Consider the following 15,137-nt stretch of genomic DNA (forward strand, 5'->3'; position numbering starts at 1 on the left):
CTAATTGCAAGTTGTAACATGAACAAAATACACACAAGTGGTCTTAAAAAATGGTCAAAAGCCCAGCTAGGCTCGCTAGCTGGGCTTAAAAAGAATAGTCAAAGCGGTTGGATTTGCAGCAAACAAGTCAGTGGAATTAACGCAGAATATCTTCCCAGTTGAGTTGAGGCTCACCTAGGACCACAAAGTCCGGGTTCTCTAAGGATTCGCGCTGGTTATAACTCAAAGGTTCGAGTTGCAGCGACAGTATCTGCCCACCGGCTTGTTCAACAATGCATTGAGTTGCACCGGTATCCCACTCGCCGGTTGGTCCTAAGCGAATGTAACAATCGGCCTGGCCTTCAGCAATCCAGCAAGACTTGAGGGCGGCGCTACCCATAGGCTCTAGCTGATATTCCAAATCAGGCGTTAAGTGCGCCAATAAACGCTCGGTCTTTTGGCGACGGCTGACCGCCATGCGCAGTTCGGTCAGCTGTTGTGGGTCTATTTTATTGGTGCGAATGCGCTGGGTTTCGCCTGCGAGTCGCTTAAAAGCCCCTTGGCCTTTGACCGCGAAATAGCAAGCTTTAGTCATAGGGGCATAAACCACCCCCATCACCGGAGTATTGTCTTCGATAAGCGCGATATTGACAGCGAAATCGCCACTGCCAGCGATAAACTCCTGAGTTCCGTCTAAGGGGTCTACCAGCCAATAACGGGACCAGCGACCGCGCTCTTGCAGTGGAACATTGGCATCTTCTTCCGAAAGAATTGGCGTTGTCGGAGTGAGCTGCCTCAGTGCATTAACTATGTACTCATGAGCGGCCAAATCCGCCGAGGTCACCGGAGTCTCGTCGGATTTTGTCAGTTTGGAGAAACTGCCAGATTGATAAATATCGCGAATCAGACCGCCCGCGTGAGTGGCGATCTCAATGGCTGATTCAACTAAGTCTTTGGGCTGCATCGCTACCTCCGCCCCGCACTAACCTTCTGCCAGTGCGCGTTTTGCCAATGCGCGTTGGGCCAACATAAGTGCGGCCACCGAGCGCGACTCAATAAAGTCATCCTGATCCAAAAGTTGGTCCCAGTCCGCACGAGCTACGGTTTTTACCCCAAGTGGCTCTGGCTCATCCCCTTCAAGCCAACTCGAATACAGCTCCTCTGCTAGAAAGATGTGCATCTTGCTGGCAAAGTAGCCGGGTGCCAGTGCTACCTGCTTCAATTCGGTCCAGCGCTTCGCGCCAAAGCCCATTTCTTCTTGCAGCTCTCGGTTAGCCGCCTCCGCTGGGCTCTCGCCCGGGTCAATTAAGCCCTTGGGGAAACCCCATTCGTAGCTGTCGGTACCCGCGCAGTACTCTTGCGCCAGTAATACACTGCCGTCTTGTTGCAGCGCGACAATCATTACCGCGCCGGATCGATTGCCGCGCATTCGCTCGTAAAAGCGCTCGGCACCGTTGGCAAAGCGCAAATGAACTTGCTCAATCTTAAACAGCCGACTTTGGGCGACCAGTTTGGCTTCCAATATCTCTGGTTTTTTGCGGTTGTCGCTCATCAAGCTTCCACTTCCTCAGGCGTGAATATTTTTACTTTATCTCACCAAACAAGGGTTTGAATAGGATTACCAGACAATTTATTAGTCAATTTTTAGTTGCCACAGGGTGATCGAGTCGACAATACGGCTTAGCCACACCTTAATTCGGTAAAAGCCACTTTATATTAGGCCGGCTTCATATATAGTGACCGCTCACTATTTCATATGAGGTAAGCGCGTGCGTGCAATTGGCTCCAAACTACAGAGTGTTTCGTTAGACAGTCTTCCCAAAAAGCGATTGGCTGTATCTACCGCATTTCTGCTCAGTGGAATCTGGATTAGCCTGCAAAGCCCGTTGGAATTCGCGCCTAAGCGCCAAGCCCTAGCGCTACCTAAGACGATGCCCGTCGTGGCCGCTTCCCTGCCCGACAGCGCACAAGTGGATTCACCACAGTGGCAAACTGTCATTGAGCGCGGTGATAACCTCAGCGCCTTGTTCAAACGCGCTGGCCTGTCGAGCCAGATCTTGCACAAGGTGATGCAAGCAGATGCCGCCATTCTGGCTTTGGACACACTGCGTCCGGGGCATGAGCTCAAACTGTGGAAAAACGATCGCGGCGAATTAACTCAATTAGAGCTGGTATTCTCCCGTGCCCATCAAGTGGTGTTTAGCCTTAACGCGGCCAATGAATTCAGCTATGAAGAGTTCAAACGCGAGGGTAATTGGCAGCCAAGAGTCCTGGCTGGCACCATTCACAGCTCCTTTTACGTCGCCGCTAAAAACGCCGGCCTAAGTGCCAGTGAAGCGGTGTTAATTGAGAGCCTGTACCGCGACAAAATCGACTTCAGTCGCAATATTCGCAAGGGTGATCGCTTTCAGGTACTGCGCAAAGCCCAATATCTCGAAGGGGTCGCCACTGGCGAGCATCGCATCATGGCGGTGCGCTTTTTCCGCGGCAACCAGATGCTAGAGGTGTTCCGCCATAGCGACGGCCACTTTTACGACAATAAAGCCAAGGGCTTAGGTCAGGGATTTTTGACCCGTCCGTTTCAGGGCAACTATCGCATCAGCTCGCACTTTAATCCGCGTCGCAAGCATCCGGTCACTGGAGTCACCACGCCACACAATGGCACCGACTTCGCCACCCCAACCGGCACTCGTTTGATAGCTCCCGCGGATGGAGTGGTTAAAACCGTCGCCAACCACCAGTTTGCCGGGCGCTACTTGGTCATTCAGCACGGTGACCGTTACCGCAGTCGTTTCTTACACCTGTCAAAGATTTCAGTGTCGCCCGGTCAAACCGTACGCCAGGGACAGACGATTGCCAGATCCGGTGCCACCGGCCGTGTAACCGGTGCGCACTTGCACTACGAGCTTCACGTCAACGGTCGTCCAGTTGACCCAATGAAAGCGAGCTTCCCTCGCTCTACCGAGCTGGACGCCAAGCAAAAGCCCGAATTCTTTGAGTTGGTTAAATCGCGCCAGCTGATGCTCGACCTGAGCTAATATTCCAAGAATTTCAGACAAAAAAATGCCAGTCGACTGACTGGCATTTTTTTGTGGGATCGGCTTGATTAAGCTTCCATCTGTAAGCTGCGACGGCGGTTGCGATATTTCACTTGCACCACCTTGTTGTTGCCGCTTAAACATTGGTTGCGACCTAAGCTCATCGGCTCTGGCTTGTCTGCCATGGCGTTGAATTGAATTGGCATTTCGCTAGGATTCTTACGCGGCTGATGCTGCCAATCGCGCTCGGCTACGCCAAACTTGCTGTCGTGGTGCTTTTTGGCTTGGTGACGACGGGATTCTTTGGCCTTATTCACTTCTTTCAGTGCCTCAACCTTTTGAGTTTCAAAAGTGATCGGCTTAACCGGCTCAAAGGTTTCCAGATTGTCTGAGTTGGCTTCGACAGGTTCAGGGGCAAAGGTAAAGACCAGCTTATTACTATTGGTTTTCATGGCGCTATCCAGAGGCGAATAAAGTATGGTTCTACTTTATCTAAGCCGCCCTATTTCCTCTGTGGTGTAGCAGTTGTTAAAAGTGTGTTGTTGATGACGCAAGCCAAAAAAAGAGCGCCTAACAAGGCGCTCTTTACCGATAAATCACTGGCTTACAAGCCGGGAATGGTGCCCGAGAATTCAAGCGGATAGCGCCCTTTGGCATCCGGTCGGCCCAAAAAGCTCAACACTTGTTGCAACTCTTTTGGTTGGGTTTCTACCTGACGCACGCTGCCCGTTAGTTGGTACTTACCACCCTCTAACAACCTTAGCTGGCCCAGAACTCCCAATTGATTGCTGTCTTCCGTTGCTACTGCTACTAGCTCACCCGCGTCGCAACTCAAGCCTAAGTTGAAGTTGCCCAAACCAAAATCGCCAAAATTATTAGCCGCTTCTAGGTTAACTACCTCTAGCGAGCCCATCAGCGTTTCACACCAAGGTTGTCCTTGTTGCGCGTCGCGTAACAACAAATCGACCTGACCGCTGGCTTGGGTGCGCATCGGCAGGCTGTTGGCCGGTAGCCAGTAGCTGATATCTGCAGTGAGTTTTAGCTGATTGACAAACGCGCCAGAAAAGCCGTAACCCAGCTCGCCATTACCGTGCAGGTAAGAACGGCTATCGCCCACCTGCACTGCCGCTTCAAGCTTACCCATCAGCAGTTTGGAGGTATGAATTTGCCAGCGCAAATACTCGATGCGCTTACCATCAATATTCAGCTGACCTATCTCTCCATTCCATAAGGAACCGGTGACGCCGGACAAGCTGACGTTGTTTGGCAGTGGCGCCAGTTGGGCAACAAAGCGTGCGGGCAAAAGCACCAGCATGAACACCAGATATAAAAGCACGCTTAGAATAATTATCTTAACTTTGGACACTCGAATTCCCACTATTTGGCCAGACTCAGGCGACGCACTCGTACAACGCCCGGAACATCGGTTTCGGTGACTTCAATGTTCTCGATTTGAACCCCGTGTTGATTCACCAACAACACCAGCCAGTTGACTATGTTCTCAAACGGCGCGTCTTCCATGCTCAGCTGCAACTTGTTATTGCTTGGGTTATAGCGTGTCACATTGAGCTTGTAGTTTTGCGCGCTGCGACTAACGATACTTTGTAGGCTGCCCGAGCTGGACTGAGTGCCAGCTCCCGAGGCACGCAAGCTGGCGATGCGATCGCCCACTTGCTGCACGTGAGCTAGGGTGCGCAACTGCGCCTTGTAACGGTTTTGCGCTTCGTCTCTGGCATCTGCAATCGGCGACCAAATTGCCCAGTAAAAAATGGCAACTAAGGTCAGCGCACCGGCGATGGCCACAATTTGACGCTCGCGTTGGTTCAGATTTTCCCACCATTCCTGCATGGCTATCGCTCCTTGATGGTAATGGTGCCGGTGATCATCTCACCAGAATCGTTCATCGAGCCGGCATTCACATCAAATTGTTGTGAGGCCAGATTCTGGAATTGCTCGATGTGGGCAAAGTTCTCTGCCTTAATGCTCAAGCGCAATTCCTGACGATTGGCGTCGTAGCGAATACCGGATAGTTTAAGACTTGGCACCTCTTCAAAGGCCTTGTCCAGCTCGTCCATCACGCTGAACAACTGGCTGCCCTCACCGCCGCCTTGCAACTCGCGCAGCTTGCTGTCGATTTGAGTGCGAACCAGACCTTTGCGTGGAGTGCTGTTGAACAGCTGCTGGTAAACTTTGCTGGCCTGCTCTTCTAACGCGTCCGCTTCGGCGTTGTACAAGTACCACTGCAAACCGTTATTGAGCATACCAAGCAGCAGGCACACACCTGCAACTACAGCCACTTTTTGCCACAACTTAAAGGCTTTAAAGTATTCGCGCTTTGGTGCAAACTCGCCAGATAACAAGTTCATTGGCGCTTTAGCCGCGCCTTTCGCCAATACCAACAGGGGCAGCTCTAGGGTTTGCTGACGCACCTCGAGCATGGGCAGCTCTAGTGGCGAGTAGGCCGCCACGCTAATTGGGTCGCGCTCTTCATCCGCGGCGTCCGCAACTTCTTTAGCGGCCAATAGCGACAGCCACTCAGGACTGACACTCATGCCTTGGCCGGCTTGTAAGCGCAGTAGCCACTGCTCGCCTAACTGAATTGCCGACCACTGCTCTGAATCGTGAGGTAGCGACAAGACATCGATAACCATCTTGCGTGGCGTCAATTCAGCAGCGGCAAGCCAATCGAGCCATTGGCTCATTTGCGCTTTGGCTACCACCGCCACCGAGGCAATGTTGTTGTCAATTGGGCCGACCACAAAGTGGCACTGCTCTACGTCTTGCGCGAGCTCTTCTTCGAGCATAAAGGGCAAAGCCTTCAGCGCTTGACGCTGGCCTTTCTCGGGCAATTCGACTTGAGTTAAAGTCACCGCCTCGGCGCTAACTAGTACATCCAGGGTTTTACCCCGAGCGCGCTCGGTCAGCTCTTCAAGCTGTCCAGCGTTGGCCAGTTCACCACTGGCAATCACTTCGTCTTCGGTCGTGGAGTACAGCAACCAGCTAATTGGCTGATCGAAATCCCTGCCTAAGCGAATGTAGACTTGTTCGCTCATCGTTGCCCTCCGTATTGGCGGGTTAGCGTTTGCATTTGGTTGTTTCCACCTTTCTTCATCACACTTGAGAGCCTAAAAATGCTCTCGTCGAGACGGGCCGCGGCCTGTACATCAAAATAACTACTACTCACGGAAAGACTGCTCTTAGCGGCACCGTCGAGCTGCAAACCTCGCACTGCCGACTCTTGCCAGAAGTCTTCCATTTTCTCCCAGCCAGAGCTGGGGCGTTGATTCAATAAATTCTGCGCTTCACCAAGACTGATTTGCCCTTGAAGCATGCCCACTAACAACGCCGCTTGTTCCGGCTTTAAGGTGTTTACGTTAAGCACCTGAGTCGTGTCCCCGGGAATGGCACAAACGTAATCTTGTAATTTCTGATACACCTGCTGGCTGTAACCTATCACTGCTCTGAGCTCGCTGCGGTGATTCATCAGCGTATTAGCGGCGCGGTATGGTACCTGGCGACTCTCGTAATCGGCATCTTCGGCGCCGTATGGGCTTGTGACGGTATCGCTGTCAGTGTAGTCCTTGAGCGTATGGGTCAATCGTTCCGCCCCATAACTGTCGAACTCCAAGGCTTCCAACATCGCCTGATACTGGCGTCCTGGCAAGCCCAAAACAAACCCAGAGTTGGCCTGCTTCTCTTGCTCAGTGGCTTCAACGCTCACTGCGTTGAGGTTAAAACACGAACGCAAATCCTTAATTCGCCCGGCGATTTGGCCTTCATCCACCGGAAATACAATGTTGGGGCTTGCCCAGTATTGTTGCAAATGCACTCGGCCTTCGCTGTCGTCTAGATCCTGTTTTAACACTTTTTTGGCCAGCTCTTCGGCGGCCATGGCGTACCAGTAGGCCTGATGATATTGCGCCTGATTCAAAGTGCGTTGCACCGCCAGTTGGCTGCGGCCGTTGATGTCCACGGCCAAGGCTGCAATCACAGCCACCACCAGCAACACAATCAGCAAGGCCATGCCTTGTTGTCGCTTAGCCATTACTCGGGCTCTCCGTCTTCGCGGGAGCTACTGCCAGAGTTGTTGTTACCCGAGTTATTGCCCGAGTTGTTGTTATTATTGTTGCCGTTGTTATTGCCGCCATTCTCTTCGTCGCTGTCATTGGCGCCGCCGGTTTGGCCACCAGGCAATAAGAACTTGCGCAGCAATTTACTGTTGTCCTCAAACTCCACCTCCAGGGCTATGCCTTTAGGCAGCAATTCAGCGGTCACTTCTTGAGTCCAGCTCTTGTCGTAAAAGAAGGAATAGCGCACCGCCAGTACTTCCTCGGCGATCACGGTTATGGTTGGCTCCTCGCCAATGATAGGCTCAGGCAGAGGAAAGTGCAGCCGCTCCAAGCGCCCTTCAAACACTCGGTAGGCCACGCTTTGTAAGCTGCCTCGCGGCAACACACCGTCTGGGTTCAACCAGCCCAGTCGATGAAAAATCAGGGTTTCGCTGTCGGATTCTAGCAAGTTGGTGCCATGAACTAGCACCGCACTGCCGTGCTCTTCCTCACCGCGAAAGGTGCGCGCGACCATTTGGCTAAAGTCGCGCTCCATGGCCCACATGCCTTGCTGCAGGCCTTTCAAGTGATCTGTGTATTGTTTGGTTTGCTCATCTTGGCTCAACACAGTTTGCAGCACCGCATTGCTGGCTAGGCCTATCAAACTAAAGATGGCAATCGCAATCAGCATTTCCAGCAAGGTGAAACCGCGCGTGTTAGTCGAGTTTCGCGACATAACTGCTCACCTCCATGGTTATCCGCTCGTAGCGGCTATCTTCGCTGATTAAAATAGTGACCTTGCGAAACTTCTCGTCGTTGGTTTTCTCAACTACCCGCTTCCAGTACCAAGTCTTTTCTAACTGCTCGACATCGCCACGCTTCTCGCCCACTTCAGGAAATGGCTCAACCAGCAGAGTCTCAACCATCTGGTTGTCCGCTACCCATTGGGCCAAAGTGCGGGTTTTGAGCACCGGCATATTGCTGATTTGCGCACTCAAACTCTTGGCAATCGACACCGCAGCAATCGAGAAGATGGTCAAAGCCACCATGACTTCCAGCAAGGTCATTCCGCGCTGTTTCATAGGTCGGCCTCGATGAAGTCTTGCTCAGTCTCAAGGATTTTCATCCGCCCTAAGCTGTCGGATATCACCATGACTTCAATGTCTTCGTTCTGGTCGTTCTTGGCGGTTAACAGCAACTCAAAGGCACTGATTTCCCCAGAGGGAAACAGCATGACTTGGGGCTCGGGAAACTTTTTGGTCAGTGTGGATTCCACTTCAGCAAATGGCTCGTCAAACCAAGACTCAGATTCATCTTCGTCTTGTTTCAGCGGCAAACCGTCCACGGTCAACTCAAACTCCATCCCTTGCTCGAGATAGCGTTTCTGGAATTGACGCTTGTGCGTTATGGGGATCCACTTGGGGCGATTGCTCTTAGTGCGACGCTCTTTGGCCGCTTGCTCAGATTCGGTGGCTTGCTGAATTTCGTCGTCGTACACCACGAAATAGTAATGGTCGTCTTCGACAACGATACCGGCCCAACGGCCAGATAGAGTCACTTCTTGCAGCGCCATTTCGGTCACTGCGACAAACTTGCGCGCCTGTTTGCTGAGCTGATCCTTAACCGGATCATTGTTAATACTCAGTACAACCGCGGCTGCCGCCAGCCCCATTAGAAGGGCCACCAGCATCACCTCAAGTAAGGTAAAGCCCTGTTGGCGGCGCGCAGTCATGAGGCATTAAATCTCGTTTAGGTTCCAGTTACCGATGTCGTCTTCGGTGCCTGGTTCCATGTCTGGACCCATGCTAAATACATCAACACGGCCATTTTCGCCCGGGCTGATTAGCAAGTATTCGTTGCCCCAAGGATCGGTTGGCAAACGCTTGATAAAACCGCCGTCAGGGTAGTTGCGAGGTTCAGGTGAGATGTTTGGCTTGTTTACCAATGCATCCAGACCCTGCTCGGTAGTCGGGTAGCGGTTGTTGTTCAGCTTGTACATGTCCAACGCGCTCTCTAGCGCCACAATGTCAGACACGGCTTTTTGGCGGTCAGCCTGTTCTTTGTTGCCCATCAAGTTAGGCACCACCAGCGACGCTAAGATCCCCAGGATCACAATCACTACCATGACTTCTAACAGGGTAAAACCGCGTTGCTTTTGGTTCGCTTGTCTCATTACTCTCTCTCTTGTTCGGTTGGCCGTTCTAGCCAATCATATTATTCAATTCTAAGATAGGTTGCAGGATGGCCATCACAATAAACAACACCACTCCAGCCATAGTTACCACTAACATGGGTTCAAACACACCCAGTGCCAAATTCACCTGACCTTCGAACTCTCTGTCCTGATTGTCCGCTGCCCGCTCTAGCATTTGTTCCAACTGCCCAGACTTCTCGCCCGAGGCAATCATGTACAGCATCATGGGCGGAAACAGCTTGGTGTTGTGCAGCGCCGCACGCAAACTGGTACCTTCACGCACTCGATTGGTGGCGTCGGCCACCGCCGCTTTCACTTTCTTGTTTAGCAGTACGTCGCTGGCGATTCTCATTGCATCCAATAGTGGGACAGCGCTGGCAGTCAAAATACTCAATGTTCTTGCAAATCGAGCGGTATTCAAGCCTTTAGCCACTTTGCCGATCACCGGCACATTAAGGATCCACTCGTCATAGGCCATGCGAATGTTGGGCTTTTGCAGTAGGCGTTGCGCCACCACCATAGCCACCATTATCGCCCCGAGTAAATACAGCCCATAACCGCGAACAAAGTCCGACGCGCCGATTAGGAATAAGGTGGTACCCGGCAGGTCTTGACCCATGTGCTCAAACTGGCTGATAACTTGTGGCACCACAGCGGATAGCAATACCGCGATAACGCCAATCGCTACCAGAGTTAGCATTACCGGATAAATCATCGCCTGAGTCAGCTTGGACTTAAGCTGTTGGCGACGCTCGGTGTAGTCAGCTAAACGATTGAGCACCACTTCTAAGTGACCGGACTTCTCACCCGAGGCCACCATGGCCACAAATAGCTCATCAAACACGTGGGGAAATTCGGCCAGCGAATCAGCCATAGAGTAGCCTTCCACAACTCGTGAGCGCACCGCCATGATCATCGAAGACAACCGCGCTTTCTCGGTCTGCTGAGCCACCGCTTTCAACGCTTCTTCGATTGGCATACCCGAGGCCACCAAAGTGGCCAACTGTCGGGTCAAAAGCGCCAGCTCTTCAGCCGAGATCTTGCGCTTAAACAGCGGCGCTTTGATCTTGCGCTGTTTTTGTTCTTTCTCCGCCACTGGCTCAATTGCGGTCGGCATTAAGCCTTTTTCGCGCAGCAGAGCACGCGCCTGGCGGGCGGTATCTGCTTCAATCACTCCGTTGGCTTTCTTACCCGCTTTGGATAGAGCCTTATACTCAAACGCCGGCATGGATTATTCCTCGCGAGTTACGCGCAATACTTCTTCGAGTGTAGTGATACCCAGAAGTACTTTTTCCACGCCGTCTTGTCGAATGCTCGGGCTGATACCGCGAATATGACGCTCAATGGCCAGCTCACCTTTGCCGTTGTGTATCAGCTCGCGCACATCGTCATCCACGACAAGTAGCTCGTGAATGCCGGTACGGCCGCGATAACCGTTGTAGTTACAGTGCTCACAACCATGGGCTCGGTAAATAATGCCTTCATGCTCTGGGCCTATGCCCAGTAGCTCTTGCTCGCGCTCATCGGCTTTGTGCGGGACTTTGCAATCTGGGCACAGGGTACGCACCAATCGCTGCGCTAAAACGCCAAGTAAACTGGAAGAAACTAGGAAGGGCTCAACCCCCATGTCCTGCAATCGCGTAATCGCACCTGAAGCGGTGTTAGTGTGAAGAGTCGATAGTACCAAGTGACCAGTAAGCGAGGCCTGAACGCCGATTTGGCCGGTTTCCAGGTCGCGAATCTCACCTACCATCACCACGTCCGGGTCTTGACGCAAAATCGCGCGCAAGCCACGGGCAAAGGTCATGTCGACCTTGGTGTTGACCTGAGTCTGACCAATGCCGTCTAACTCGTATTCGATAGGATCTTCGACCGTCAGAATGTTGCGGTCGCGAGAGTTAATTTCATTAAGGCCAGCATATAGGGTGGTCGACTTACCAGAACCGGTTGGACCGGTCACCAAAATAATACCGTGCGGTTTGCGAATTAGGTCGTCAAAGTCTTTGCGTACGCTTGGGGTCATACCCAGCTGGGCCAAATCCAAACGGCCGGCGTTTTTGTCCAACAAACGCAGTACTACTCGCTCGCCGTGGCTTGAAGGCATGGTCGACACACGCACATCCACTGCACGTCCACCGATACGCAGGGAAATACGACCGTCTTGCGGTACCCGCTTCTCGGCGATGTCCAAACGCGCCATTACCTTGATACGTGAGACCAACAAAGAGGAAAGCTTGCGGTTGGGCTTGAGCACTTCCTTGAGAACGCCATCGACGCGAAAACGCACCACCAGCTGCTTCTCGTAAGTCTCGATGTGAATATCCGAAGCTTCTTCTTTAATGGCCTCAGACAGTAGCGCGTTGATCAATTTGATGATCGGCGCGTCGTCTTCGCTCTCGAGCAAGTCTTCGGTTTGTGGCAGCTCTTCAGCAAGAGTGAACAAGTCCATCTCGTTGCCGATGTCTTCCATCATCTGCTGAGCTTCGGAGCTATCTTGCTGATAGGCCTCGGTCAGCATGGCATCGAACGCCGCTTCGTCGAGTTTGTGCAGTGGCAATTGGGCACCGCCAACACGACAGGCTTCGAGCATGGCCGGAATCGGTGTCTGGTCGGTGTAGAACAACACCAGCTCGCTCGGGTCGGCGTCGGCATGATGATGAATGGCAAGCTGGTTTCGCTTAGCAAAGGCGAAAGGCAGTCGCCAAGGCGCATGGTTTTCATGCTCCTCGTGCTGCTCTGACTCCAACTCTGGGGCCAGCTCGGCAGCGTCTAGCGCTGCCTCGGTTTCAGTGGCCTGAGCTTTGGCTTCAGTCATTGTTACCTTCCGCTTGTGACTCTTGCTTGTCCTTGTTCTTCGACTTATCCAAGGCACGCAAGGTGCTATCGGTTTCGCGCTTCGGCGTGGTTAGCCCTTCACCGCTGCGGTACTGGTCAAGAATCTGGTTGACTTCGTCCGGCAGGTACTCGTCTTGATTCCACTCTTCCAAAATTGGCACTTCAGTCAGTGGCATCAGGTTAATGCCGCGCTCTTGCTGCTCAAGTTGCAGTGCGCGGAAGTAGTTGTACTTACGACCAGCAATACCTGACATGGTCACACCATCGCGAATAATGGTTGGCTTAATGAATACCATCAAGTTGGTCTTGCGCTTAGACGAATTGGACGATTTGAACAGGTGGCCAATCACTGGAATATCGCCCAAGAAAGGTACCTTTTGCACACTCTCTTGAACCTGCTCGTTCAACAGACCGCCAAGCACAACGATCTGACCCGAGTCGGCCATCACAGTCGTCGTTAGACGGCGGGTGGCAAAGGTCACGTCAATCGCGGTTTGACCGTTGACGTTGGACACTTCCTGCTCAATGGTCAGCTTAACCGACTTACCTTCGTTAATTTGAGGCACCACTTTGAGCTTCACACCCACTTCTTTACGCTCAACGGTAGAGAATGGATTGTCGTTGTTTGAACCCGCGGTTGAACCGGTCAAAATTGGCACTTCATCACCAACGATAAATGACGCTTCTTGGTTGTCTAGGGTAGTAATCGACGGAGTCGCTAGCACGTTAGAGTTGGTGTCAGACGATACCGCTTGTACCAAGGCGCCAAAGTCACCAAAAGCAACACCCCAAGCCATACCGTTAACTTTGCCTAAGCTCTGGGCTAGTAGAGTAATGTCACCGCGCTTTTCTGGGTTTTCGGTACACACACCGTTTTCAGAACAAACCGTGGTGCCCTTTTCTGGCTGGGCTTGCCAAATACCGGCGCCCACTTCGCCAATGCTCGGCCCCAAGTTATTAAACTGAGTAAAACCACCGGCTGCGCTGGCCCACTGCACACCAAAACCGACGTTATCGCCTTCGGCCACTTCAACAATAATGGCTTCAACCAGCACCTGAGCGCGGCGAATGTCCAACTGGCGAATGACGCTATCTAGGGTGCGCATCTGATCCGGTTCGGCATTGATCACCAATGCATTGGTGTCGTTGTGCGCCATGATGGTGATTTTCTTACGCGAGCCTTTGCTGCGAGACGCGGTTGAATTGCCGCCACCTGACTGAGCTTCTGCTTGAGCTTGCAAGGTCTCAGCAAAACCCGATAGCACCTGCTCAAGATCTTCGGCTTTAGCGTGCTTGAGGTAAACCACCTTGGTGTTACCGGTGTTTTCTAGCTCGCCGTCCAAGCGTTTAACCAACTCTTCGACGCGCTTGCGGCTCTTCTCGTCACCACTAATGATGACAGAGTTTGTGCGCTCATCAGCAACCACTTTTGGCGCTTTACCGGCGCCTTGGTTTTGGCCCTGCGCTCGGTACAAAGACTCGACAATGCGAACCATCTCGCCGGCAGAAGCAAATTTAAGCTTAACTACCTTCATGTCAGTGTCGCCCTGGCGGTCGACGCGCTTAACCACTTCGACGAGCTTGTTCACCGTCGCTGCGCGACCTGTGATCATCAGAACGTTTGACGGGTCGTAGTTCACCACGTTACCGCCACCAGCATTGTCGTTTAGCTGGCGTAGCAATGGCGCTAACTGTTTAGCTTCAACGTTGTACAAAGGCACAATGCGGGTCACCATCTCATCGCCAGCGCCGGGGGTGTCATCGTCGGCTACGCGAATGTTCGACAGTTTGGCGTCTTTGTCTTTAATGACCTTGATGATGTTGTTGTCCATCTCGACAATGGCGTAACCGTAGACTTGCAGCACGTTCTGGAAGAACTGGTAGTACTGCTCATCGGTTAGCAGGTCGTAAGAACGAACGTTGATTTTGCCGCGAACGGTGGGGTCAACAATGATGGTGCGATTGAGGTTCTTACCAACAATGTTGATGAACTCTTGAATGTCGGTGCCTTTAAAGTTCGCTGTGTATTGAGCGTCGTTGGCAAAGGCGCCTTGGCTTAACGAAACGGTGGCGGCCATCAAAGACGCCATCAAGCCCATTTTAATCCGTTTTGTAATCATAGCTTCCTCGATGCCAGCACTTATTGCGGCACACTTAAATTAATTTCTACCAGTTGACCGTCACGCTCGACCATTACCGACACGTCAGTTAGCTCGGCTAATTGAGACATGACTTCCATCGCTTGAATCGCGTCAGTAAGGTCGTAGCCGTTAATCGATTTCGCCAAATCGTTGGCGTTAAATCCGGCTTCTTTGAATAGCTTAGGATCTTTTCCGGGATTTAAGCGATATCCCAGAGTTTCACCTGCGCGCGTGACAGGCGTAATATTGATAAGGTCGGTCAATTTGGCTGGGTCTTGCATCAAAGCTTTGCGGTCTACCGTCACCTGAGTGCGATCGCCCTGACGTTTGGCCTCAACCAAGTTTTTGGTCTCGCTGGAGGCTTCACTGGTGTACTCCATACCGTCGAGCATTAGAGTCTCGTAGCGGCCGCGATTACTTATAATGATGCGATCAGCAAACACTTCTTTGATGCTGGCCGATTGGCCTTTGATGGAGTCGCCAATGGCGTAGGTCTCTTGCGCGCCATTGTGCTCAATGATGGCAAGGCCGCGAGTGGTCTGGGTACTGGCCACCACGCCGGTTAGTAAAATTCGCAAACTGGTTTTTGGCGCGTCGAGCAGGGCTTGATCTAAGCCGGGCTCTGGTTGCTTTGCTTGATTGGCGGCACTATCGCCTTCAACGTATTTACCAAAAAACTGCTTTTCGGTGATGTTGGTCGCTTGCACCGTTGACGAGCCACTCACCGGCAACACCGACGGTTGCCAGTTGGGTATGGTGCCCGGTTGATCGAGCAACTGCCAACTGATGCGGGCGCTCAGGTACAAAGCTACCACCAAAAGCACAACAAAAGTGCCGTTGGCCAGCGGAGCTTGAGGCACGGTTTTAAGCCGTGTAAAAGTTGTCTCTATCCAATCCATAG

Annotated in this window: 16 protein-coding genes; 1 reads left to right on the plus strand and 15 read right to left on the minus strand. The window is 52.4% G+C overall.

The genetic code is table 11. From position 1 onward, the window contains the following. Positions 1–136 precede the first annotated feature (136 nt). Both cysQ and nudE read right to left on the minus strand, forming a co-directional pair. A complete protein-coding gene (gene cysQ / locus CLC93_RS13340) occupies positions 137–943 on the minus strand; it encodes a 3'(2'),5'-bisphosphate nucleotidase CysQ (protein WP_095506477.1) in 807 nt (268 codons plus the stop codon). An 18-nt stretch (positions 944–961) separates the two neighbouring features. After that, positions 962–1,531, minus strand: a complete 570-nt coding sequence (gene nudE, locus CLC93_RS13345; protein WP_095506478.1) for an ADP compounds hydrolase NudE — start codon at positions 1,529–1,531, stop codon at positions 962–964. 217 nt (positions 1,532–1,748) lie between these two features. On the opposite strand from nudE, the gene CLC93_RS13350 reads away from it, so the two are divergent. Beyond that, positions 1,749–3,017: a peptidoglycan DD-metalloendopeptidase family protein gene (locus CLC93_RS13350; protein WP_095506479.1), complete on the plus strand. Its 1,269-nt coding sequence runs from the start codon at positions 1,749–1,751 to the stop codon at positions 3,015–3,017. Between the two features lie 68 nt (positions 3,018–3,085). On the opposite strand, the gene CLC93_RS13355 is transcribed toward CLC93_RS13350, so the two are convergent. From CLC93_RS13355 to gspC, 13 genes are all read right to left on the minus strand, one after another. Then, on the minus strand, positions 3,086–3,469 hold the full coding sequence (locus CLC93_RS13355; RefSeq protein ID WP_095506480.1) for a hypothetical protein: 384 nt from the start codon (positions 3,467–3,469) through the stop codon (positions 3,086–3,088). 152 nt (positions 3,470–3,621) lie between these two features. Beyond that, positions 3,622–4,383 (minus strand): type II secretion system protein N, encoded by a 762-nt coding sequence (locus CLC93_RS13360; RefSeq protein WP_095506481.1) that lies wholly within the window; start codon positions 4,381–4,383, stop codon positions 3,622–3,624. An 11-nt stretch (positions 4,384–4,394) separates the two neighbouring features. Beyond that, entirely contained in the window at positions 4,395–4,865 is a 471-nt protein-coding gene (gspM, locus tag CLC93_RS13365) for a type II secretion system protein GspM (RefSeq protein WP_095506482.1), read from the minus strand. Positions 4,866–4,867: 2 nt separating this feature from the next. Further along, positions 4,868–6,070: a type II secretion system protein GspL gene (gene gspL, locus CLC93_RS13370; RefSeq protein ID WP_095506483.1), complete on the minus strand. Its 1,203-nt coding sequence runs from the start codon at positions 6,068–6,070 to the stop codon at positions 4,868–4,870. Next, a complete protein-coding gene (gene gspK, locus CLC93_RS13375) occupies positions 6,067–7,062 on the minus strand; it encodes a type II secretion system minor pseudopilin GspK (protein ID WP_095506484.1) in 996 nt (331 codons plus the stop codon). The genes gspL and gspK overlap by 4 nt, the downstream gene beginning before the upstream one ends. Beyond that, complete coding sequence (gspJ, locus tag CLC93_RS13380) at positions 7,062–7,802, minus strand: type II secretion system minor pseudopilin GspJ (RefSeq protein WP_095506485.1); 741 nt, start codon at positions 7,800–7,802, stop codon at positions 7,062–7,064. The genes gspK and gspJ overlap by 1 nt, the downstream gene beginning before the upstream one ends. Next, entirely contained in the window at positions 7,783–8,148 is a 366-nt protein-coding gene (gene gspI / locus CLC93_RS13385) for a type II secretion system minor pseudopilin GspI (RefSeq protein ID WP_095506486.1), read from the minus strand. Before gspI ends, gspJ begins: the two co-directional genes overlap by 20 nt. Continuing rightward, the gene (gspH, locus tag CLC93_RS13390; protein ID WP_095506487.1) at positions 8,145–8,798 is read right to left on the minus strand and encodes a type II secretion system minor pseudopilin GspH; all 654 of its coding nucleotides are present in this window, start codon (positions 8,796–8,798) and stop codon (positions 8,145–8,147) included. The genes gspI and gspH overlap by 4 nt, the downstream gene beginning before the upstream one ends. 6 nt (positions 8,799–8,804) lie before the next feature. Further along, on the minus strand, positions 8,805–9,239 hold the full coding sequence (gene gspG, locus CLC93_RS13395) for a type II secretion system major pseudopilin GspG (protein ID WP_095506488.1): 435 nt from the start codon (positions 9,237–9,239) through the stop codon (positions 8,805–8,807). Between the two features lie 28 nt (positions 9,240–9,267). After that, a complete protein-coding gene (gene gspF / locus CLC93_RS13400) occupies positions 9,268–10,488 on the minus strand; it encodes a type II secretion system inner membrane protein GspF (RefSeq protein ID WP_095506489.1) in 1,221 nt (406 codons plus the stop codon). A gap of 3 nt (positions 10,489–10,491) precedes the next feature. Continuing rightward, the gene (gene gspE / locus CLC93_RS13405; protein WP_095506490.1) at positions 10,492–12,075 is read right to left on the minus strand and encodes a type II secretion system ATPase GspE; all 1,584 of its coding nucleotides are present in this window, start codon (positions 12,073–12,075) and stop codon (positions 10,492–10,494) included. Further along, entirely contained in the window at positions 12,068–14,215 is a 2,148-nt protein-coding gene (gene gspD, locus CLC93_RS13410; protein WP_095506491.1) for a type II secretion system secretin GspD, read from the minus strand. Before gspD ends, gspE begins: the two co-directional genes overlap by 8 nt. A gap of 20 nt (positions 14,216–14,235) precedes the next feature. Next, a complete protein-coding gene (gspC, locus tag CLC93_RS13415) occupies positions 14,236–15,135 on the minus strand; it encodes a type II secretion system protein GspC (RefSeq protein WP_095506492.1) in 900 nt (299 codons plus the stop codon). Between the last annotated feature and the right edge of the window lie 2 nt (positions 15,136–15,137).

The sequence above is a fragment of the Paraferrimonas sedimenticola genome, from assembly GCF_002282855.1.
Classification (GTDB): domain Bacteria; phylum Pseudomonadota; class Gammaproteobacteria; order Enterobacterales; family Shewanellaceae; genus Paraferrimonas; species Paraferrimonas sedimenticola.